Genomic DNA, 20,578 nt, shown 5'->3' on the forward strand with positions numbered 1-20,578 from the left:
ACGGAGACGAAGTAGCTCGCCGTCATGAGGCGGGCTCTTCCGTGGTGTAGTCGGTTGCAACGGTAATTGCGCGGTTCGCTTCGAGTTCGTCGACGCGCGCATCGAGCGCCTCGCGGATTGCCCGATAGGATGTGCTGCCAAGCGCCAGGCGCAGGGGTGGGTTGGCCTTCTCGGCCACAGCGATCATCGCATCCGCCATCCGCTCCGGGTTGCCGATGATAACCCACTTACCGCCGAACAAGGCGTCGCGCGTGAGATGTGCGGGTGTGCCGTCATAGGCTGCGATCGATTCCGGTTGGACGAGGCCGCTCCCGAAGTTGGTCCGCGCCGGTCCCGGTTCCACCAGGGTGAACTGAATACCGAAGGGGGCCGTCTCCTTCGCGGTCGTCTCGACGAAACCTTCTATGCCCCATTTAGTGGCGTGGTAAAGGCTGAAGCCGGGGTAGGTAATCTGCCCGCCTTCTGAGGATACCTGCAGGATACGGCCTCCGCCCTGTGCGCGGAGGTGGGGAAGAGCGGCCCGGATGACGGCGATCGGCGCTCCAAAGCCGCCCACCATGGGCTGCGTGAAGGTCGTCCAGCGTATCGGACCGACGCACGGTGGCAGCCACCCGGTCGCCACGCGACAGCAGCTTTTCGGCCATGAGGCGCCCGAAACCGGAAGATGCCCCTGTGATGAACCAAGTACGTGTCATGATGATCTCCTTTGTTTGAACTGAAACAAAGATAGTGGCATTCCGCTGTTGAGATTATGCCTTGAATTCCACATGTGCTCGTGAAAAATCATCATGAATGAAAAAGCCTGATCTTGCCGATCTGAACGCCTTCGTCGCCATACCGGCTTCGGCGGCGTGGACGACATTCCGCAGCCCGTTGCGGGCGATCTGGGCTATGAGAGCGTCAGCGCATTCATCACCATGTTCAGGCGAATGCCTGGAACCACCCCCTCGCGTTATTTTAACGAAGCCTGTCCAGGTGTTCATTGCTCAGCACGGAAGCTTCATTGAGATGATCCGGCAGGAAAAGCAGGCAGACGAGCGGTTCAGTCATGACACTGGTTTCTAGCCAAGATAGCGTTTGAGCCGCTCCTTTTGCGCTCGGGCAATGCCATCGATACCGGGAATCCAAGTTGCGCCATAGGCCAGCAGATAGGACGGGCGCACATGATGGCTAAGAGCCTCGCGCAACAATGCCCGGGCAGCGTTTCGTGAAACCGAAAGCTCCCGGAAAGCATCGCCTGCCCTGAAGCGGGCCAGGCCCGCTTCGCAGGCGGCCATAATATCCGGGCGGTCACTGTATAGTTGTTTGACTATTTTGAGCGTCTCCACGAACTCGTGCTTATAGGCGTTGAGGTCTTTGCCATTGTTGACGCCATGCTTGCGGTAGCGGCACCAGACGCCGGGCAGTTTCTCCACTTTGCCGGTGACAGCGATTTGGATTTGTAGCAGCCAGTCGCTTGCGACCGGGAGAGATGAATTATAACCATCCTTGGGCATCGAGCTGCGGCGAAACATGATGCTCATCGGTCCGGCAATGCCCATCTTTCGGATGATGTTGGTAACGTCGCTGGTATCCAATCGGGAAGACGTATTGGTCGTCGATAGCGTCATATCGGTGTCGCTGTTGAAGATCTCGACTGCGTGATATGTCATGACGACGTCGGGATGACTTTCCATGTAACGCACTTGCATATCCAGCTTGCCTGGAAGCATCACGTCATCCCCTGCAAACAGTGAAATATATTCGCCATCGCATGCCATCAGCGCCTGATTGCAATTGGGTGTTATTCCTAGATTTTTTGGATTGTAAAAAGCCTTGATGAGGCGAGGATGGTTCTGTTCATATTCCCTCAGCACGTCCTGCGTGCCGTCAGTCGAGCAATCATCGCTGACGACAATCTGCATATCGTCCCGGTTTTGGGCGATGATCGAGTCGAGACACTCTGCCAGGAAATGTCTGGCATTGTAGCAGGGTACCATGACGCTGACCCGTGGCTGGCTCATACAGGCTTGTTCCTTGTTTGCGGTCGGCCAATATAGAGCCGGTAGTAGATTATCGAGAACATAGCATAAGCTAGTGTGTTTGCCAGAAACGCATAAGACGTGCCGATGAGGCCAACCCTGTCGACAAGGTAGACGGTGGCCACGTAGAGCGTGAAGCCGAAGAATAATTCAGACCCTACCATGATGCCAACCTTGCCTCGTACGATCATGTGATAGGCGATAACCCAGCCGCCTATGCGGATGACGCTTCCGGCGAGCTGCGGCGCCAATATGGCAGACACGGGCTCGAAATCACGGGAGAACATGATTGGCACGACTAAATCGCGCAAGATATAGATCGCAAGCGCGAGAACGCTGCTCGTAGCAATGGCGAAGAATAATATCTTCAGCACGAGCTTTCGCTCCTCGCCCCATTGTGCCCGGCTTAGCTGGGGAACGTAATAGACCGTCAGCGCAGTGGTAACAACCAGCAGGTAAAGCTCGGCAATTTTCCACGAAGCTTCCCAATAGCCCGCACTGGTCCAACCCAGCTTGTCCCCGATGGTGGTGCGGATCAGCATCAGCACGATAGGGGTCGAAATGACCGTGGTCATGCTCATGATCCAGAATGGCGCAAATTGCCGTATTGTCTGCCGGTCGAGCCGGGGCCGGAACCACGACCAGTCGATGCCCGGAATTCGAGCGACCATGGCCAGGGCAATCAATATGGCACTTGCCGGCGCCAGCACCACGCTCGCCAGCCCTCCTCCAATCCCGAAGATGCTTACCAGTGCAACGGAAATTACCAAAAGCAACAGGCTGGATGCGGACTTCGAAACGATCAATTGACTTATCTGTCCGGCGCCATTGAGCAGGGCGAGGATGATCTGAAACAGGACGCTGAAGGGGAGGGCGAGAGCCAGGCAGACGATGGCCCAGGCGAACGCGCGCGTGTCGAACATCGTGCTGGATATCCAGCCCGGCACGAAAAGCAACGGAACGGCAAGCACGACGAGCAGCAAGCTTGCGAAGCCTGCTGCCCGCTGCACATGAATCTTGCTGGTCCCTTCCGGGTGGCTTTCGCTGACAAGTCGCACCAGCCCGGTAGTAAAGGCGCCCGCACACATGGCTGTCGCCGCCGCCGCAAAATTCTGGAACTGCCCAAACGCGGCGATACCTTGCGGGCCTGTCTGCACCGAAAGATATTTCAGGACAAGAAAGCCCGAGGAAAGTTTGATGCCCGTTTCGATGGCAGACAGGATCGAGGTCTTGATCAGATTCAAGCTTTGAACCTGTTCATTGCTTCTATGACTTGCGCAGTCTCCGCATCGGTTTGAGTCGGCGACATGGGCAGGCTTAGCACTTCGCTATGCAGGCGCTCCGTCTGTGGCAAATTCAGGTGAGCAAGCTCGGGGTAAGCTGCCTGGTGATGTGGCGGAATTGGGTAATGGATCAACGTCTTCACGCCGCTGTCCAGCAGGTGCTGCCGTAATGCTTCGCGATGCGGTGTACGAACCACGAATAGGTGGAAGACGTGCCGAGACTGGTTTGCCCATGCCGGCAGGGTGATCAGTGGATTGTCGATGCCTGAAATATATTGCCTGGCGATTTCGCGGCGGCGCGCCGTGTGGGTAGAAAGATGCCGCAGTTTCACGCGCAGGAAAGCTGCCTGAATCTCATCCAGCCGGCTGTTCACGCCCTTGAAGTCGTTCTTATATTTTTCATGCGACCCATAGTTTCGCAGGGCGATCAAAGTATTCGCCAAGGCTTCGTCATTTGTTGTCACTGCACCGGCGTCGCCCAGGGCGCCGAGATTCTTGCCGGGATAGAAGCTGAAGCCTGCGGCGTCACCCCAATTGCCTGCCAGCTTGCCTTCCATTTCAGCGCCATGTGCCTGGGCTGCATCTTCCAGCACGAGCAAGCCGCGCTGGTGCGCCAGTTCCATGATCGACGGCATATCCGCCAACTGGCCGTAAAGATGGACAGGCAGAACGGCGCGAGTCTTCTCCGTAATGGCGTCCGCCACTTGTTCAGCGGTGATGTTATAGGTGGTCAGCGAGGGTTCGATCAGAACAGGTGTCAGGTTGCAGGCCGAAATCGCCAGAATGGATGCGATGTAGGTATTGGCTGGGACGATGACCTCATCGCCATCCGCGAGCTTCCCCATCTCCTTCCAGGCACGCAGCGTGAGGATAAGCGCATCCAGACCGTTGCCGACCCCGATGCAATACTTGGTGCCGCAGAAGTCCGCGAATTCGCGTTCGAAGGTTTCTAGCTCGGCGCCGCCGATGAACCAGCCCGAATCGATAACGCGAGTTGCCGCCTCGACGAGTTCGTCCCGCATGGTCGTGGTAACCGAGCGAAGATCCAGAAATTCAACCATCTACGTCCATCTCGTACCAGTCCAACGTTATGCCGCGCCCACCGAAGCCCTCTTTTTGGGCAATCAGGCCCTCATTGAGATCACGGCCGCCATTTTCGGTCGAAATACCGAAGCTGAAATATTTCTTCCCCTTTGCTGCAAACTCATCGATGACCTCTTCAAGCAGAAAATCGAGCGCACCAAGCGATTTTCCTTCCTCGGAAGTTGCGATATATTGAGTATGTGCAGCCGTGTCGAAGACAAAGATGAGTGTCGCAGCCAGCATGACGCCGTCGCGCTCGATGCAGCGCAAGGCGATCCGATTATTGAACTGGCTTTTAAGGTAACGCAGTTCCGCCACAGAGTGAACGGGACTTGCACCGTGACGCGCCAATACGGATGAGAGGAGGCTGTGAAATCCCTCCCAGTCGTCGCTCTCCGTCATGGCAAGCTGTTCTTTTTTCGCGCGCGCGATCAGCCATTTGCGGCCTTTGGACAGCTTTCGAGGCTGATCGAGGTGAATGACGCTGGAAATGTCTCGCCGCACCAGGCGGGCATTCATCCGCGTCAGGGCGTACAGATCGTCTTGGCTAGGCAGGACATGGAAAATATAGGGTACCGTTTTATAAATGATTTTAGTGATCTCGGCACCGCGAGCATATTCTTTCAACGCCTCAAAAGCCTGCAGAACTTCAGATGCGCGTGTTCTTGGCGCCAGCATCAGCCCGCCATAAGTCAGTCCCCCATGCGAAACCAGGACGTCGCCGGTCTGGGACGCCGGCAGGACGGCGATGAGTTTATCGTCGCTCCAGCACAGCAGGGAATGGTCTTTAAAGCGATCGGCGTGATACTCCATGAAAGCGCGCTCATAAAAGAATAGCCGCGCCCTGCCGTTGCGGACGAATTCGTTCCAGATCGTAATATTTGCCGGTTCGTAACGGCGCCAGACTACCATTCCAGCAGTTCCGCCAAACCGAAGCCCTCTGCGCCATAATTCCGGCCATTGTAGAATATGTAGATTTTCTCACCTATCTGAACCACGCTTGGATAGGCAATCATTTGCGAATCCCACCCGTCAGCCGCAGCGCCGAGGCCGATCTCCTGATCGTGGCGTTTCCAGTTTATCATGTCCGAAGATCTGGCGAAGCCCAACTGGTAGGGTTCATGTTCCGTACCGTAACCATAGAAGAGATAATGGTCATTTTCCCCACGCGAGAATACAAATGGCCTGCCGACGCGGTGTTCGCTACCAGCCACGTCAAGAACCACCTTTCCCATCTCCCCAAAGAAATAGGGATTATCGGATTCCGTATACCGGACATTATAGACTGGCAGCGTCTTGACGGCGCCGGCGATATAGTGGCTGCCGCCGCCATACCATGCCTTCCAAATCCCGTCCCGATATAGTACCGTATGCGGAACCCTGAATAGTGTTTCAGCATTGGTTCGCTCGAAAACCGGAACCTTCTGATAACGCTTGAAAGTCTGCCCGAAATCATCCGAAATGGCCAGTCCGCCGAATGCTAGGAAGCGCACTTTCGCTCCTAATTGGTAGCCGGCGTAGTAAAGATAGACTCTACTTCCTTGCTGGACAACAGCAGATGGAACGACCCCATTTTCGTCAAAACAGCCATCTTCTCCGATGTCTAGGACAGGCGTCTGCGAATACCCCATCACCCTGGTTGGGTCGTCCTTTTGCAGGTCTACGAATCCAATGCGGCTGACGCCGATGGCGTCTCTCAGGCCAACGAAAACCCGTATTCTGTCTGGTAGCACGAGGGGCGTCGGTTGCAGCGCATGGCTGATTGCCCAATCGATTTTTCCGGTCGGATCGAAGACCAACCCATGTTTATGCCACTTCATGATAACCTACAGTTTGACATTTAATGCACTTTTCCGGGGGAATTCCTCCACAGGCGAACCATGGTAGATTCGTTCCGGATTTTTGAGTGATTTGTTCACTAGCGTTCCCGACGCGATGACACAATCGTGCGGCACGCTTACACGGTCGTTGAACGTGGCATTGACGCCCACGAAGCATGACTCTCCGATATCGCAATAACCCGAAACGACCACGTGAGACGACAGAAAACAATTGTCGCGAATGATGGTGCGGTGCCCTATGTGGTTGCCGCTCCAGAGAATGACATTGTTGCCGATCTCCACGAAGGGCTGAACCGTATTGTGCTCGAAGATGAAGCAGTTTTCGCCAATAATCGCATTGCGCCAGACGAAAGCGCGCGAACTGATATAGGTGGCGAAGGAGTATCCTCGCTCCTTGGCGGCAAGGTACAGGCGTGTTCGTAGCCGGTTTAGCTGGCTTGCCGGAATGGCGACGAACAGTTCGTACTCCGCTGGATCGTATTGTTCGTTGAGTTCCTCGAAGGGAACGACCGGAAGCCCGTTTATCTGCTGCTCTTTGATATAATCCCGCTCGACCGCAAACGCAGCCACGTCATAGCCGGAATCGTAAGTGAAGTACTCATAGGCGATGAGAGCGAACTCGCCTGCGCCGACCAGAACGAGCTTTTTAGATTTCACGGGATCCCACCTCTTTCAAAAACTCTGAATAGTCGCGGATATAATCGGCCTCTGAATATTCCTCGCTCGCCAAAACAAGCAGAATGCAATCTGCAGAAATGTCATGCATTTCGTGCCACATATACCTACCAATGTAGACACCTTCATCCGGCTTGCTCAGGCGGAATTGATGTTTATTCTGGCCATCATCAAAAATAAACGTGCAACTCCCAGCCAAACAGATCGCAAGCTGCTGTAGTTTGCGATGGGCGTGATAACCGCGTGGCTGATCTGGAGACATGCCTATCATATAGTAGACCCGTTTGAGATCGAAAGGCAATCCATTCTTGCTCTCCAGCGCCACCAGTTGCCCACGCGAATCTGTACGAGATGGCAATTTCAGGATATAGGGCTCTTCCATGTTCAGCATCTCTTCTTGACGATTTGAATGGTGCCGAACGTCATTTCAATTGCCTGCCGATCATCAATCCCATGAGATATTTTCCATAAGCATTATCCTTGAATTTCGCAACCGCCTCTAGAAGACCGTCATCGGAAAGCCACCCGTTATTCCAGGCGATCTCCTCCAGGCAGGCAACCTTGAAACCCTGCCTATGTTCCAGAGTTGCGACAAAGTGGGCCGCGTCGAGCAGACTGTCGGGCGTTCCGGTATCCAGCCACGCGAAGCCTCGACCGAGAAGCTCTACATTCAAATCACCAGCCTGTAAGTAGGCTTGGTTGATGCTCGTAATTTCAAGTTCGCCCCGCGCGCTCGGCTTGACGGCCTTGGCGATCTCAACGACGCGATTGTCGTAAAAGTATAGCCCCGTCACCGCATAGTTGGACTTCGGCTGCTTGGGCTTCTCCTCGATAGAGATTGCCCGCATTTCATGGTCAAACTCGACGACGCCAAACCGTTCCGGATCGCGGACGGGGTATCCGAATATCGTGGCACCGTGTTCCTTTTCTGAGACGCGCTGAAGCATGCTGCTGAAGCCGGGACCATAAAAAATATTGTCGCCGAGCACCAGGCAAACGCTGTCATCTCCGATAAACTCCTCGCCGAGGATGAAGGCCTGTGCGAGGCCGTCTGGCGAGGGCTGCACCTTATATTGAATTTCAATCCCGAACTGCCTGCCGTCGCCAAGCAGCCGCTCGAATGAAGAGCAATCCTCCGGTGTGGTAATGACCAGTACGGTTCTGATTCCCGACAGCATCAAAACCGAGAGCGGATAGTAAATCATCGGCTTGTCGTATATGGGGAGCAATTGCTTGCAAATGCCGACGGTGGCCGGAAATAGTCGCGACCCTGTTCCTCCGGCGAGGATTATCCCCTTCCTCATAGGGCTTCCTCCAGGATTGCTACGCCGAGCCGACGCCGGTCATATCTGTTGGCCTGAACGGCCTCGCACCATTCCCTATTGGCGACGAACCATTCGACGGTCTTGCGAATTCCTGTCTCGAACGTCTCCACCGGCCGCCAGCCCAGTTCATTGATCAGTTTATCCGCGTTCACCGCATAGCGGCGATCATGCCCCGGGCGGTCTGTTACATGCCGGATCTGCTGCCTGTAACTTACGCCATCCTCGCGGGGCGTGATCGAATCCAGGACGTCGCAGATCGCATGCACAACCTCGATATTCTTTTTCTCATTGCAGCCGCCGATATTATAGGTTTCCCCAGCCTTGCCATTCTCGATGACCGTTAGGAGTGCCCGTGCATGATCCTCTACGTAGAGCCAGTCACGAATCTGCGCGCCGTCGCCGTAAACCGGGAGGTCCTTGCCATCCAGCGCGTTGAGAATCATGAGCGGGATCAGCTTCTCCGGGAAATGGTAGGGACCATAATTGTTGGAGCAATTGGTAATGACGGTGTCGATGCCATAAGTCCTGGCCCAGGCTCTGACTAGATGGTCCGACGCTGCCTTGGATGCGGAATAGGGGGAACTGGGGCTGTAGGGCGTTGTCTCGCAGAATGGTTCGTCGCCCTCGTGGAGGTCTCCGAAGACTTCGTCTGTGGATATGTGGTGAAAACGGAACTTGCTTCGATTTCCTGCCCTGCCGCCAATGTACTTTCTGGCTGCCTCAAGCAGCGTAAAGGTGCCGATGATATTTGTTTGAATAAAATTTTCAGGTCCGTCTATGGACCTATCCACATGCGTTTCAGCAGCCAGGTGCATAATCGCGTCGGGCTGGTAGTCCGCAAACAGCCCATCAAGAGCGGTGCGGTTCCGAATATCCATTTTTACGAATGAATACCGTGCCTCGCCTGCGCATTCCGCCAAGGATGCGAGATTGCCGGCATATGTCAGGGCATCGACGTTGAGAACGTGATGGGGAGTATCTCTTACGATATGCCTTACAACTGCGGAACCGATAAACCCCGCGCCCCCGGTGACGATAATTTTCACTACGCGATCCCTCTATCACCTATCCGACAACCGTCACCGATTGTCAGTATTCAACTCTCGCTTCTGTTACAACAGCAAGCTGTTGGATAAAGGCGAACCGGGAGTGATCTTTCCACGTTATCCAAAGAATTCAGAACAGCCGGAGGGTCTCCGTTATGCGGCGATCATCCCCAACTGTTCCACATGCCGCGTAAAGGGTAATATCGCTCCGACCATTGAGCCGGTTTGGATGAAGCCCCATTTATGCCGGTACCGTGAGGCTTTAACGGAAGTGGGACGATATGTCTTCGCGACGGCGCCTTTTCGCAGAGCTTGAGAAACTGGTTTCGGAAGCGCGCAATCCGAAGTCCGTGGCTATCGATCTCATGACCACAGAGGATATTTTGCGGCTGATGAATGCCGAGGATGCGATTGTTCCCGGCGCGGTGGCGAAGGTCATCCCGCAAATAGACCGCGCGGTGGAAGAAATCGTCCGCGCGTTTCGTGAGGGTGGACGGCTGATCTATATCGGCGCCGGGACGAGTGCGCGTCTGGGGGTTCTGGATGCGTCGGAATGCCCGCCTACCTTTTCCGTCCCGAAAGGCATGGTGATCGGTATCATCGCAGGTGGCCGCGATGCCATCATGCGCGCCGTGGAGGGAGCGGAGGATGAAGCCGAGGGCGGACGGCGCGATCTGGAAGCGGTGGCGCTTACGGCAGGGGATGTGGTCGTCGGCATCGCCGCCAGCGGGCGCACGCCTTACGTGGTTGGCGCGCTCGAATACGCCAGGTCAATCGGCGCCGTCGCCGTGGCGCTTACCTGCAATCCGTCGTCCACCCTCGCTGCCATGGCCGATATCGCTATTTCCCCGGTTGTCGGGCCGGAGGTGCTGACCGGATCGACAAGGCTCAAATCCGGGACGGCGCAGAAGCTCGTGCTCAACATGCTCTCGACCGCCAGCATGATCCGCCTCGGCAAAACCTATGAGAACCTGATGGTCGATCTGTCGATCAGCAATGAGAAGCTCCACGCCCGCGCCATCCGCATCATTGCCGAGGCAACAGGTTGCGCGTCCGACGTGGCCGAAACCTACCTGGCGAAGGCCGGCAACAATGTGAAGATGGCTATCCTGATGGTGCTGACCGGCCTCGATGCACGCGATGCGGAGAAGGCGCTTGCAAAAAGCGATGGGTTCCTCCGAAAGGCCCTTGAAGCGGCAGGGAAATAAATCCGAAATATGGTATTCGGCCATCACGCGTCTTCACGCCGCCATCGGTGACGCCATGAATTCGAACTGAGGAGAAAGGCATGCAGCCGATCTGGGCCGTGGGCTTGATGACGGGAACGGTGCTGGACGGCAATATCGACGTCGCCCTGCTGAAGACGGATGGGGAGATAGTCGAAGCTTTCGGCCCTTATACGCTCGCGCCTTATCCGCAAGACATCCGCGGCCTGCTTGAAGAAACCCTCGCGCAGGCCCGGAAATGGAACTTTGACGGCCCGGAACCCGCGATCTTCATGCAAGCCGAAGAGGCGCTCACCCGGGCGCAAGCGCAAGCCGTACAGGCTCTGGTGGCGGAGGCCGGGCTGCGGATGGGGGATATCGACATTGTCGGCTTTCACGGCCAGACCGTCCTTCATCGTGCACCGCAACAAGGTCGTCTGGGCGCCACGCGGCAACTGGGCGACGGGGAACTGATGGCGCGGCTTCTGGGCGTGAGGGTCGCCTATGATTTCCGCAGCGCCGACGTTCGGGCCGGAGGGCAGGGCGCCCCTCTGGCAGCAGTCTATCATTCGGCCCTGCTCAAAAGCATTTCCCGGGATGGGAAAGCGGCCATTCTTAATCTCGGCGGCGTGGGGAACATCACCTGGAGCGATGGAGGGGGCAAACTCGTCGCCTTCGACACCGGCCCTGCCAATGCGCCAATCAACGATTGGGTGAAATCGCACGGCCTTGGCGATATGGACAGGGACGGCAGGCTGGCGGAAGCGGGTAAGGTGGATGAGGAACGGCTCACCCGGCTCCTAGAGCATCCCTATCTTTCCGCCGCCTATCCCAAGTCGCTGGACCGCTTCGATTTCGGCGCGGCCATGGCGGAGGGCCTCACCGCCGAGAACGGCGCGGCGACGCTCACGGCGTTTACCGCTTCGGCAGTGGGCAAGGCGCTCGACCTCCTGCCGCAGCGTCCTCAAAGGCTCTTCGTCAGCGGCGGTGGTCGCCACAACCCGACGCTGATGCGGATGCTTCGTGAACGGGCCAACGTAGAAATCTCCCCTAGTGAAGAACTTGGCTGGCGCGGCGATGCGGTAGAAGCCGAGTGCTTCGCCTTTCTCGCCGTGCGCGTGCTGCGCGGGCTGCCGATCAGCTTTCCCAGCACCACCGGCGCGCCGGAGCCGATGACCGGTGGGCGGCTCGCGGGCTGAGTCCGGTTCCATACATCAACCGGCCAGCCGCTCTGCGGTGGCGGCATCGAAGAGATGCAGCTTGTCGAGATCGGGCAGGAGCCGGCGCCTGTCGCCCGGACGAATGCTGATCCGCTTGCGCATGGCGTCCATGCCCGGCGAGCCGCGCATCGTCGTGGCCTCGCCCTGCTCGGGCCACGGCTTCAAGTTCACCAGCGTCGTCGGCGAAATCCTTGCCGATCTCACTCTCGACGGCGGCACGGCGCTGCCGGTCTCGGCCTTTTCCTTTGCCGCCATGGACGCATTCGTGGCGAAGCGGGCCGCGACCTCCTGAGTGTTTCACGGTTTGATGGAAACTGCTGTTACCGTGATCCCTTCATCCTCGCCCTTCGAGGCTCGCTTCGCGAGCACCTCAGGATGAGGGTGAAGGGGCGTTGCGCCTCAGCATGAGGTGGAGGGACGTCGGCGCTTCAGTAGCCCTCATGGTGACGTGCGATTGGAGCGCAGCGGAATGAGCCTCGAACCACGAGGGCGCTTGGCGCAGTTCCATCAAAACATGAACGGCTCTAGTGTTCCCAAGCATTGCAGCGCATTGTCAGACGCGCGGCGGCTCCACCATGACCGACCCGCCCTCGCGCGCACTGCGTAGCGCCGCGACGCCGCACAGCACGGACATCGCACCCGCGCGTGATCCCGCGCGCTGGCGCAGGCGGTCGTTGGAGCCGGGCTTGAAGATCATGTCGCGCATGCGGTTGTCGCCGCCATAATGGCCACCGGGCTCATGCGGCACCCAGATGCGCTCCACCTCGCCGCCGAAGCTCTTGATCAGCAGGATTTCATCGGCGGGCGGCTCCGTCCAGGGCTGCTTTTCATACTGCCGCATTTCGATGCGGCCCTTATGGCCGTTGAAGGCGATATGATGCCCTTCGATCGGCATATAGGTATTGAGCGAATAGGAAACCTGCACGCCGCTGGCATAGCGGATCGAGGCGGTCATCGTGTCCGGAATATCGATTTCCTCGCGGAAGACGCAGGCGTCGCGGACATAGCCATCAACCGTCGAAGGGTCTTCATAGAGCGTATCGAGAAACGGATCGGCGGAGAGATCGAAATAGTAATCGCATTCGCTTTTGTACGGACAGGTGCGGCAGCGCTCCCACCGAAACGGTCCGTTGCGGCCGTAATGCAGGAGCTGGCCGAAGCCTTTCACCTCGACGGGGTCGGAATCGAGATACCAGTTGAGCAGATCGAAATGATGCGTCGCCTTGTGGACGAAAAGGCTGCCAGAGCGCTCAGCGAAGGCGTGCCAGCGGCGGAAATAATCCGCACCGTGCTTGTTATCGAGATACCAATGGAAATCGACCGATGTGACCTCGCCAATGGCGCCGTCATTGATGAGTTCCTTGATCCGCGCCGCGGTGGGGGCGAAGCGGTAGTTGAAGGACACGTCCACCCGGCGGCCGGTCCTTCTTTCCGCCGCGAGGATGCGGTCGATCTTGTCACGCGTCGTCGTCATTGGCTTTTCGCTGATGACATCGGCCCCGGCTTCGAGCGCGCGCACGATAATGTCGTCATGGGTGTCATCAGGCGTGCAGACGATCACGAGCGCGGGCCTCAGCTCAGCCATCATCCGGTCGAAATCGCTATAAAGGGGCGCATCGGACCCGATCATCGCCCGCGCCCGCTCGGCGCGCATGAGGTTCAAATCGCAGATGCCGACGAGTTCGACATAATCGCTCCAGCTCGCAAGCAACTCCCGGCCCCACATCGTCGTGCCGCGATTGCCTGTCCCGACAAGGGCGTAACGCGTGCGTTTCATGGTTTTCCTCCCGAAAAACTCTCAGCAAACCGTCCTGTACCGCCCGACCACCGTGGCGAGCACCTCCTCCACCGGCAACGCGTTCCAGCGGTGCGAGAAGATTTCCACCTCCTGCGGCCCGAAGAAACCCGCCTTCTCAATCATGGCGCGGAAGGCTTTAAGGTCGATGACGCCATCACCCATCATGCCGCGATCGTTGAGCGGGTCGGTGGTCGGCACCAGCCAGTCGCAGATATGATGCGCATATATCTGCCCGTTGCGCCCCGCTCGCGCCACTTGTTCTTCCAGTTCGGGATCCCACCAGACATGGTAGACGTCGATAGCGACGCCGGTTCCCTCGCCCAGCCGGTCGCAGAGGTCGAGGGATTGTCTCAGCGTATTGATGCAGGCGCGGTCCGCCGCGTAGAAGGGATGCAGCGGCTCGATGGCGAGCGGGATGCCGGCTGCGCGCGCATGGGGCAGAAGCGCGGCCATGCCGTCCTCGACCATCTGCCGCGCGCCCTTGAGATCGCGCGAGCCTTGCGGTAGGCCGCCGACAACAAGCACGAGGCAATCCGCGCCGAGTGCGGCGGCTTCATCCACCGCGCGTTTGTTGTCCTCGATGGCGCGTTGGCGGCCTTCGGCATCCGGCGCGGGGAAGAAGCCGCCGCGGCAAAGCCCGCTGAGGCGAAGCCCGTTCTGGCCGACGATATGCGCCGCTTCCGCAAGCCCGACGCCATGAACCTGATCGCGCCAGGGCGAAATGGTGGTGATTCCTTGCGCAAGGCAGGCATCGACAAGCGCGCCGAACGCACCGCCCTGTTTTATGGTCGCGAAATTGATCGACAGGCCGGATAAATCCATGCTTAACTCCCCCTCTTTTCAAGCGCCGTGAAGGTGGCAGCGGCCGCTTCCCCCGAAATGCCAAGGCCCGTGGCGTGGAGCGTCGTGCCAAGGTCAAGCCTGCCGTCCTTTATATCGAGGCGGAGGCGACCATCCGCTGTCTGCCTGTAGAGGTCGCCATGGGCGTCAAGCCATGCGCGCACCTCTTCCTCCCCGGCGCCCTGCATGCCATCGACATAATGGTGTCCGTTGCGCTCGACATGGCCGAGGCGAAGGATAGCGGCGAGCGCCAGATCCTGCTGCACGGCGATGCCCGCCTGCGTGGTCAGATCCTCCGCCGACATGAAGAAGCCGTCGCCTTCGGTATTCCATTTCTCCACCCGCATCCGGTTCAGCAGCGAGCGGTAGAAGCCTTTGCAGGATTTGGAGGAGACGCCGCGATAACCCTGCGCCTTTGCCTCAAGAAACGCATCGGGCGTCCCGTCCGACTCGTCGATTTCGAGCAGAATGCGCTGCGCCAGCCTCGTGACCGGGCGGGAGAGGGCGGTGGCGCGGGGAAAGGGCTGCTCCAGAAACAGCAGCGACCCGCGCAGGCGCTTCAAGGAAGGCTCCGCTTCGATGCGGTCGATGAGTTCGATCGCCGCTTCCTCATCCTCGAACTGCTCGTTGCCGTCGAGCGTCACCAGATATTTGGGTTGGCGATCGAGCACCGCGGCAATGGCTTTGAGGCGCGCTACATCTTCCAGCGGGCGTCCTGAAACCTTGAGCTTGAAACAGGTCAGCCCATAGGCGCGGATTTCCTCCTCCAGGCACTCCGGCAAGCCGTCATCGTGACGCGCGGAGAGGTCGGCAGGCGTCAGCGCATCGACATAGCCGACGGTATGGCGCAGGACGAGACTCGGCTCCGGTTTGAGCTGGGCGAGAAACGTGTCGATATCGGAGCCGGCAAGGTCTGGCGTGGTCTCCGCATTGATCTCAGGAAGGTTTTCGCGCAGCGCCTGCGTAACCGGAACATTGTTCCATCTGCAAAGCGCATCCAGCACCGCGCGGTCGACCAGCGCCAGGCCGAAGGACGCGACCAGCCTGTTGAGGCCCTCCGCTGTCGCGAGGCGATGCTGCTCGCCCTCCAGCGCCGTGTGCAGGGCAAAGGCGGGGAGGGCAGGCGCGTTGCCCGCCAACTTCACCGCGAGGCACACCGAACGGCGCAGTTGCTCCTCATTATCGGCCTGACCCAGCGCCGGGTTCTTGTCGAACCATTTCGGCACCATCAGTTCGGCCGCGTAGCCATTGACGTAGCGGCCTTGGCCGTCTTCGATCGTCAGACGTAGGAAAAGCTGGCTCGCCTCATTGACCGTCGCCGCGCCGAAACGGAACGGCGTTCGCATTGTCACGCGCCGTTCGAAAAGCGCGGCGTCCCGGACTTTTACCGCCTGCATCTCACGCAACGCCCCGGACAGCGAGGAAAGCCTTCATGCGGCTGACGGCGATATCAGGGTCAGCAAGCACATTCGCCTTGTCGGCCAAACGAAACAGCTCGGCGAAATGCTGCGTAGAGCGCGCGCTCTCCTGACCGCCCACCATGGTGAAATGGTCCTGCAGCCCATTGAGCCAGGCGAGAAAGACGACGCCGGTCTTGTAGAACCGTGTCGGGGCGCGGAAAATATGCCGCGACAGCGCAACGGTCGGCTCTAGAATGTCGAAGAAGGCCTGCGTCTCGCCGCGCTTCAGGGAAGCCAGCGCGCTCGACGCAGCGGGGGCAATGGCGTCGAATATGCCGAGCAGCGCGTCGGAATGTCCCTCAGCGTCCCCGGCGATGAGTTCAGCATAGTTGAAATCATCGCCTGTATACATGCGCACGCCCTCAGGCAACCGCCGGCGCATGGCGATTTCCTTTTCCTTCGACAGAAGCGAAATCTTGATGCCGTCGATCTTTGCCGCATTGGCCTCGATCATCTGAAGGCAGGTTTCCATGGCCTCCATATGATCGGCAGCGCCCCAATATCCGGCAAGAGCGGGATCGAACATCTCGCCCAGCCAATGGATGATGACCTTGCCATCGGCTTTTGACAGCACGCGGGCATAGGTTTCGAGATAATCCTCCGGCGAGCGGGCGGTGGCGGCCAGCGCGCGGCTCGCCATCAGGATGACGCGCCCGCCATGGCCTTGCACGAAATCGAGCTGTTCGTGATAAGCGCCTATGATCCGCTGGAGATCGTGTCCGGTTCCCTCAAGATGATCCGTGCCGACGCCGCAGGCGATGAGCGCATCGTCCCGGCTGGCGGCTTCCCTCAGCGACCGTGCGATAAGCTCCCGCGCTTCGGGCCAGGCGAGGCCCATGCCGCGCTGCGCCGTATCCATCGCCTCGGCCACGCCCAGACCCAGATCCCAGAGCCGGTGACGGAATCGCAGCGTCGCATCCCAGTCGATGGCTGGGGTCAGCCATGGATCGTTCCCCGCCAGCGGATCGGCCACCACATGGGCCGCCGCAAAAGCGACGCGGTTGAAATCGCTGCTTTTACGCTGCTCGAATGGGATGGGCGTACCTTGCAGGCGATAGTTTTCAATGCTGCCGCTTTCTACGGGCAATCGGATATCGCGCATCTTCGCCTCCTCAAGCCAGCGCAGGAACATCGAGCCAGCGGCGTTCCTTCCAGGACTGGAGGCCGAGTTCAGCCAGCTGCACGCCCTTGACGCCTTCCATCAGCCCATAGGGCCATGGGGCGTCCTCGGCGAGGTGGCGGATGAACATCTCCCACTGCGTCTTGAAGCCATTGTCATAGGCGACATTGTCAGGCACTTCCTGCCAGGTCTTGTAGAAGTCGATGGTTTGCGGCTGGTCGGGATTCCACACCGGCTTCGGTGTGCTGGTGCGGTGCTGCGTCCAGCATTTCGTCAGCCCCGCCACGGCGGAGCCATGGGTGCCGTCCACCTGAAAGGTTACGAGGTCGTCGCGGCGCACCCGCACCGCCCAGGAGGAATTGATGTGGGCGATGACGCCGCCTTCGAGTTCGAAGGTCGCATAGGCGGCGTCGTCGGCGTCGGCGGCATAGGGGCGCCCCTGCTCGTCGACGCGCTCGGGGATATGGGTCGCGCCGAGGCAGCTTACTGCTTTCACGGGCCCGAACAGATTGTCGAGCACGTAGCGCCAATGGCACAGCATGTCCAATATGATGCCGCCGCCATCCTTTACGCGGTAGTTCCAAGACGGGCGCTGGGCCGGTTGCCAGTCGCCCTCAAAGACCCAATAGCCGAACTCGCCGCGCACGGAGAGAATTTTGCCGAAGAAGCCGCTGTCGCGCAGCATGGCGAGCTTGCGCAGCCCCGGCAGGAAGAGTTTGTCCTGCACGACGCCATGCTTGATACCGGAGCTTTCCGCCAGCTTTGCAACGGCGAGCGCATCTTCCAGCGTGTCGGAAATCGGCTTTTCGCAATAGACGTGCTTGCCCGCCCTTATCGCCTTTTCGAGGAGACCGCCGCGCATCTGCGTGGTCCCGGCGTCGAAGAAAAGCGTATCGTCCGGATTGCTGAGTGCCGCGTCCAGATCTTCGGTCCAGCGGGATATGCCATGGCGGCGGGCGATTTCCTCGATCTTCCCGGCATTGCGCCCGACGAGGATCGGATCAAGCATGATTTTCTCGCCGCTTTTCAGCGTCACGCCGCCCTGATCGCGGATAGCCAGGACCGACCGGACCAGATGCTGATTATACCCCATGCGTCCGGTGATGCCGTGCATGATGACGCCGATGCGCTTCATTCAAATCTCCTCCCGAAAACCATAAAACAAGAGCCCGTTCCCATAGGGCGCCTGTTTCAGCCATGGCAATTTGTAACCATTTGGTTATTTAGTTGCGTGAAAGCGGGGGTCTGTCAAGGTATGAAGATGAGGAAAACCCGCAATTTGAAATTGTCATGAGGGTGCCAAGCGCCCTCGTGGTTCGAGGCTCGCTGCGCGAGCACCTCACCATGAGGGCTACTGGAACGCTGCAGCCTCTTCATCCGCGTTGTTAAGCGCCGGCGCCCCTTCACCCTCATCCTGAGGTGCTCGCGTAGCGAGCCTCGAAGGGCGAGGGTGAAGGGGTCACTTATCCACCTTCTCCGGCCGCAGCGTCGCCAGAAGCGTTTCTACGATGTGCAGCCCCCAGCGGTCGAGTTCCGCGGGCGTCATCAGGTCGCGCTGAAAAATGGTGGAGAGGGTGTAGCGGTTGGAAAGATAGAAAAAGCCCAGTGAGGCGATGGTGAGATAGACATCGACCGGATCGAGACCGGCGCGGAATTCACCGGACGCCTCGCCGCGCCGCAGCACATCCTTCAATTCCGAGATGAAATTGGAGTGCATCTCGGTAATCGCGCCGGATTGCCTCAAATAGCGGGCTTGATTGAGGTTTTCCGTAGCAAGGATGCTCAGGAATTCCGGGTGATCGAGGTAATAGTGCCAAGTGAACAGCGCCAGTTCCCGCAAGCCGTCCACCGGGGCCTTGCGGGCAAGATCAAGCCGGCGTTCCGCATGGCGGATATCGCGATAGGTATCTTCGAGAACGGCCAGATAGAGCGCATCCTTGTCCCCGAAATAATGGTAGATCATGCGCTTGTTGGTGCCCGCCCGGCGCGCGACGACATCGATCCGTGCACCGGCAAGCCCCTTGTCGGCGATTTCGCGGCGGGCGGCCTCGAGGATGGCGGCGCGGGTGCGCTCGGGGTTGCGGATCTGCGCCGTGCGCTTCCGCTTGTCTGCCCCTTTGCTCTCTGCCACCTCGGCGGGAACGGGCGTTTTTTCTTTTCTGCTTTCGGTCATTCCACATCCACTTGACAAGGCAACGGATCGATGGTCCGATGTAACCAATTAGTTATTAAATGACAACACTCAGCTATCTGCATTATCAACTTGGCAATCATCAGGGAGGAGGTGCCAATGTCCGTGATGCTTCAGAGACGTGCTGTCCTTACAGCAGGTTTGGCCGCATTTTCGCTCGCTGCTCTGGGAGGAGGGCGGGCCTTTGCGCAGGCCACGCGGTTGCGCATGCTCTGGTGGGGCTCGCAGGAGCGGGCCGACCGCACCAACAAGGCCATCGAGGCCTATAAAAAGGTGAAGCCGGACCTCACCATCGCTGGCGAATTTGCCGGCTGGAGCGATTACTGGCCGCGTCTTGCAACGCAGGTCGCGGGGCGCAACGCCCCCGACCTGATCCAGATGGATTACCGCTATATCTTTGAATATGCCCGCCGCGGCGCGCTTGCCCCGCTCGACGAATATCTTGGCAAGGGCCTCAACATCACTGATTTCGGCGCGATGAATATCGATTCCGGGCGGGTTGACGGCAAGCTCTACGGCATCAATCTCGGCGTCAATTCAAGTGCGCTCATGTTCGACCGCGCGGCTTGGGAAAAGACCGACGCCACGCCGCCCTCCGACGTCAAGACCTGGGAGGAATTCGCCGAAAACGCCGCCAAATTCGGCAAGAACAAGCCGAAGCCCGGCTATTACGCCACGGCGGATGCGAGCGGACTGGAGCCCAGCCTTGAATGTTGGCTGCGCCAGCAGGGCAAATCCCTCTACACCACGGATGGGAAGATCGGCTATGGTGCGGACGACGCGGCCAAGTGGTTCGCCATGTGGGCGAAGATGCGCGAAGACGGCGCCTGTGTACCCGCGGACATTCAGGCGCTGGACCAGCTCAATATCGAAACCAACGCGCTGACGACAGGCAAGGCGGCGACGGCCTTCGCTCATTCCAACCAATTCGTCGGCTATCAGGCGCTGAATAAGGCCAAGCTATCGCTCGCTGCCTATCCGAAAGTCTCAACAGACGGGCCTTCCGGCCATTATCTGAAGCCGTCGATGCTGATCAGCGTTGCCAATGGCAGCAAGGGCATCGAGGACGCCATCGGCTTCATCAATTTCCTCGTCGCGACACCTGAAGGCGTCGATATTCTGGGTGTGGAGCGCGGCGTTCCGGCGTCCGCCTCCATGCGCGACCAGCTGGCCGGGAAACTCGACGATGTGAGCAAAAGCATGGTGCAGTACATTGCCGATATCACCCCCGGCGCTGGTGAGTTGCCGCCCGCTCCGCCGCCCGGCGCGGGCGAGTTCGCCTTCGCGCTGAAACGCGTGGCGGAGGAAGTGGCATTCCAGCGGATCACGCCGGAGGAGGGTGGCGTCCGTCTCGTTCAGGATGCGGAAAATATCGTCAAGCGAAAGTAGCAGCTTATGACGGCTTACTCCGAATCCATAGCCGGGGAGGGGCGCGCGGCGGCGTCTGCCCCGAAAAAAGCGGGGCTGAAA

19 protein-coding genes and 3 pseudogenes are annotated in these 20,578 nt (G+C 58.8%); 5 read left to right on the forward strand and 17 right to left on the reverse strand.

Features of this window, described 5'->3' with window-relative positions; genetic code table 11:
- Positions 1-22: 22 nt before the first annotated feature.
- Positions 23-695 (reverse strand): annotated as a pseudogene (locus IEX53_RS06655) (SDR family NAD(P)-dependent oxidoreductase).
- Between the two features lie 171 nt (positions 696-866).
- Here IEX53_RS06655 and IEX53_RS24465 point away from each other — a divergent pair.
- Positions 867-1,007: pseudogene (locus tag IEX53_RS24465) on the forward strand (helix-turn-helix domain-containing protein); the annotation flags it as partial.
- A gap of 54 nt (positions 1,008-1,061) precedes the next feature.
- Here the strand turns inward: IEX53_RS24465 and IEX53_RS06665 are convergent.
- The 9 genes from IEX53_RS06665 to rfbB are packed head-to-tail and all read right to left on the reverse strand — an operon-like array spanning position 1,062 to position 9,274.
- The gene (locus tag IEX53_RS06665) at positions 1,062-2,003 is read right to left on the reverse strand and encodes a glycosyltransferase family 2 protein (RefSeq protein WP_188822683.1); all 942 of its coding nucleotides are present in this window, start codon (positions 2,001-2,003) and stop codon (positions 1,062-1,064) included.
- The gene (locus IEX53_RS06670; protein WP_188822684.1) at positions 2,000-3,265 is read right to left on the reverse strand and encodes an O-antigen translocase; all 1,266 of its coding nucleotides are present in this window, start codon (positions 3,263-3,265) and stop codon (positions 2,000-2,002) included. Before IEX53_RS06670 ends, IEX53_RS06665 begins: the two co-directional genes overlap by 4 nt.
- Positions 3,262-4,365 carry a DegT/DnrJ/EryC1/StrS family aminotransferase gene (locus IEX53_RS06675; RefSeq protein WP_188822686.1) on the reverse strand — a complete coding sequence of 368 codons (1,104 nt, stop codon included), beginning with the start codon at positions 4,363-4,365 and terminating at the stop codon, positions 3,262-3,264. The genes IEX53_RS06670 and IEX53_RS06675 overlap by 4 nt, the downstream gene beginning before the upstream one ends.
- Positions 4,358-5,299: a GNAT family N-acetyltransferase gene (locus tag IEX53_RS06680; protein WP_188822687.1), complete on the reverse strand. Its 942-nt coding sequence runs from the start codon at positions 5,297-5,299 to the stop codon at positions 4,358-4,360. Before IEX53_RS06680 ends, IEX53_RS06675 begins: the two co-directional genes overlap by 8 nt.
- Positions 5,293-6,207, reverse strand: coding sequence for a glycoside hydrolase family protein (locus IEX53_RS06685; RefSeq protein ID WP_188822689.1), 915 nt, complete (start codon positions 6,205-6,207; stop codon positions 5,293-5,295). Before IEX53_RS06685 ends, IEX53_RS06680 begins: the two co-directional genes overlap by 7 nt.
- 6 nt (positions 6,208-6,213) lie before the next feature.
- Positions 6,214-6,885 carry an acetyltransferase gene (locus tag IEX53_RS06690; RefSeq protein WP_188822691.1) on the reverse strand — a complete coding sequence of 224 codons (672 nt, stop codon included), beginning with the start codon at positions 6,883-6,885 and terminating at the stop codon, positions 6,214-6,216.
- Complete coding sequence (locus IEX53_RS06695) at positions 6,875-7,285, reverse strand: sugar 3,4-ketoisomerase (RefSeq protein ID WP_188822693.1); 411 nt, start codon at positions 7,283-7,285, stop codon at positions 6,875-6,877. Before IEX53_RS06695 ends, IEX53_RS06690 begins: the two co-directional genes overlap by 11 nt.
- A gap of 40 nt (positions 7,286-7,325) precedes the next feature.
- Positions 7,326-8,207 (reverse strand): glucose-1-phosphate thymidylyltransferase RfbA, encoded by an 882-nt coding sequence (rfbA, locus tag IEX53_RS06700; RefSeq protein ID WP_188822695.1) that lies wholly within the window; start codon positions 8,205-8,207, stop codon positions 7,326-7,328.
- The gene (rfbB, locus tag IEX53_RS06705; protein ID WP_188822697.1) at positions 8,204-9,274 is read right to left on the reverse strand and encodes a dTDP-glucose 4,6-dehydratase; all 1,071 of its coding nucleotides are present in this window, start codon (positions 9,272-9,274) and stop codon (positions 8,204-8,206) included. The genes rfbA and rfbB overlap by 4 nt, the downstream gene beginning before the upstream one ends.
- A gap of 281 nt (positions 9,275-9,555) precedes the next feature.
- Between rfbB and murQ the strand changes: the two genes are divergently transcribed.
- Together murQ and IEX53_RS06715 are read left to right on the forward strand one after the other, a co-directional pair.
- Positions 9,556-10,482, forward strand: coding sequence for an N-acetylmuramic acid 6-phosphate etherase (murQ, locus tag IEX53_RS06710; protein ID WP_188822699.1), 927 nt, complete (start codon positions 9,556-9,558; stop codon positions 10,480-10,482).
- 80 nt (positions 10,483-10,562) lie between these two features.
- On the forward strand, positions 10,563-11,678 hold the full coding sequence (locus tag IEX53_RS06715; RefSeq protein WP_188822701.1) for an anhydro-N-acetylmuramic acid kinase: 1,116 nt from the start codon (positions 10,563-10,565) through the stop codon (positions 11,676-11,678).
- A gap of 15 nt (positions 11,679-11,693) precedes the next feature.
- On the opposite strand, the gene IEX53_RS24165 is transcribed toward IEX53_RS06715, so the two are convergent.
- Positions 11,694-11,828, reverse strand: a complete 135-nt coding sequence (locus tag IEX53_RS24165) for a hypothetical protein (protein WP_268902574.1) — start codon at positions 11,826-11,828, stop codon at positions 11,694-11,696.
- Between IEX53_RS24165 and IEX53_RS06720 the strand changes: the two are divergent.
- A pseudogene (locus tag IEX53_RS06720) lies at positions 11,809-11,991 on the forward strand (N-methyl-L-tryptophan oxidase); the annotation flags it as partial. The gene IEX53_RS24165 and the pseudogene IEX53_RS06720 overlap by 20 nt on opposite strands.
- A 261-nt stretch (positions 11,992-12,252) precedes the next feature.
- Here IEX53_RS06720 and IEX53_RS06725 read toward each other — a convergent pair.
- The 6 genes from IEX53_RS06725 to IEX53_RS06750 form a co-directional block, all read right to left on the reverse strand.
- Positions 12,253-13,476, reverse strand: coding sequence for a Gfo/Idh/MocA family protein (locus IEX53_RS06725; RefSeq protein ID WP_188822703.1), 1,224 nt, complete (start codon positions 13,474-13,476; stop codon positions 12,253-12,255).
- Positions 13,477-13,497: 21 nt separating this feature from the next.
- The gene (locus IEX53_RS06730; RefSeq protein WP_188822705.1) at positions 13,498-14,319 is read right to left on the reverse strand and encodes a sugar phosphate isomerase/epimerase family protein; all 822 of its coding nucleotides are present in this window, start codon (positions 14,317-14,319) and stop codon (positions 13,498-13,500) included.
- 2 nt (positions 14,320-14,321) lie between these two features.
- Entirely contained in the window at positions 14,322-15,743 is a 1,422-nt protein-coding gene (locus tag IEX53_RS06735; protein WP_373288593.1) for an enolase C-terminal domain-like protein, read from the reverse strand.
- Positions 15,736-16,899 (reverse strand): dihydrodipicolinate synthase family protein, encoded by a 1,164-nt coding sequence (locus IEX53_RS06740; protein ID WP_188822709.1) that lies wholly within the window; start codon positions 16,897-16,899, stop codon positions 15,736-15,738. The genes IEX53_RS06735 and IEX53_RS06740 overlap by 8 nt, the downstream gene beginning before the upstream one ends.
- Before the next feature lie 10 nt (positions 16,900-16,909).
- On the reverse strand, positions 16,910-18,052 hold the full coding sequence (locus IEX53_RS06745; protein WP_188822711.1) for a Gfo/Idh/MocA family protein: 1,143 nt from the start codon (positions 18,050-18,052) through the stop codon (positions 16,910-16,912).
- Positions 18,053-18,376: 324 nt separating this feature from the next.
- Positions 18,377-19,090, reverse strand: a complete 714-nt coding sequence (locus IEX53_RS06750; protein ID WP_188822713.1) for a TetR/AcrR family transcriptional regulator — start codon at positions 19,088-19,090, stop codon at positions 18,377-18,379.
- Positions 19,091-19,207: 117 nt separating this feature from the next.
- Between IEX53_RS06750 and IEX53_RS06755 the strand changes: the two genes are divergently transcribed.
- Positions 19,208-20,497 carry an ABC transporter substrate-binding protein gene (locus tag IEX53_RS06755; RefSeq protein WP_188822715.1) on the forward strand — a complete coding sequence of 430 codons (1,290 nt, stop codon included), beginning with the start codon at positions 19,208-19,210 and terminating at the stop codon, positions 20,495-20,497.
- Positions 20,498-20,578: the final 81 nt, after the last annotated feature.

Source organism: Paramesorhizobium endophyticum, from assembly GCF_014640615.1.
GTDB lineage: Bacteria > Pseudomonadota > Alphaproteobacteria > Rhizobiales > Rhizobiaceae > Paramesorhizobium > Paramesorhizobium endophyticum.

Bases quoted from the DNA above. Each gene is read 5' to 3' on its own strand.
- IEX53_RS06665 (WP_188822683.1), bottom strand. From the start codon at position 2,003: ATGAGCCAGCCACGGGTCAGCGTCATGGTACCCTGCTACAATGCCAGA.
- IEX53_RS06675 (WP_188822686.1), bottom strand. From the start codon at position 4,365: ATGGTTGAATTTCTGGATCTTCGCTCGGTTACCACGACCATGCGGGAC.
- IEX53_RS06680 (WP_188822687.1), bottom strand. From the start codon at position 5,299: ATGGTAGTCTGGCGCCGTTACGAACCGGCAAATATTACGATCTGGAAC.
- IEX53_RS06685 (WP_188822689.1), bottom strand. From the start codon at position 6,207: ATGAAGTGGCATAAACATGGGTTGGTCTTCGATCCGACCGGAAAAATC.
- IEX53_RS06695 (WP_188822693.1), bottom strand. From the start codon at position 7,285: ATGGAAGAGCCCTATATCCTGAAATTGCCATCTCGTACAGATTCGCGT.
- rfbA (WP_188822695.1), bottom strand. From the start codon at position 8,207: ATGAGGAAGGGGATAATCCTCGCCGGAGGAACAGGGTCGCGACTATTT.
- murQ (WP_188822699.1), top strand. From the start codon at position 9,556: ATGTCTTCGCGACGGCGCCTTTTCGCAGAGCTTGAGAAACTGGTTTCG.
- IEX53_RS06715 (WP_188822701.1), top strand. From the start codon at position 10,563: ATGCAGCCGATCTGGGCCGTGGGCTTGATGACGGGAACGGTGCTGGAC.
- IEX53_RS24165 (WP_268902574.1), bottom strand. From the start codon at position 11,828: ATGCGCGGCTCGCCGGGCATGGACGCCATGCGCAAGCGGATCAGCATT.
- IEX53_RS06725 (WP_188822703.1), bottom strand. From the start codon at position 13,476: ATGAAACGCACGCGTTACGCCCTTGTCGGGACAGGCAATCGCGGCACG.
- IEX53_RS06730 (WP_188822705.1), bottom strand. From the start codon at position 14,319: ATGGATTTATCCGGCCTGTCGATCAATTTCGCGACCATAAAACAGGGC.
- IEX53_RS06740 (WP_188822709.1), bottom strand. From the start codon at position 16,899: ATGCGCGATATCCGATTGCCCGTAGAAAGCGGCAGCATTGAAAACTAT.
- IEX53_RS06745 (WP_188822711.1), bottom strand. From the start codon at position 18,052: ATGAAGCGCATCGGCGTCATCATGCACGGCATCACCGGACGCATGGGG.
- IEX53_RS06750 (WP_188822713.1), bottom strand. From the start codon at position 19,090: ATGACCGAAAGCAGAAAAGAAAAAACGCCCGTTCCCGCCGAGGTGGCA.
- IEX53_RS06755 (WP_188822715.1), top strand. From the start codon at position 19,208: ATGTCCGTGATGCTTCAGAGACGTGCTGTCCTTACAGCAGGTTTGGCC.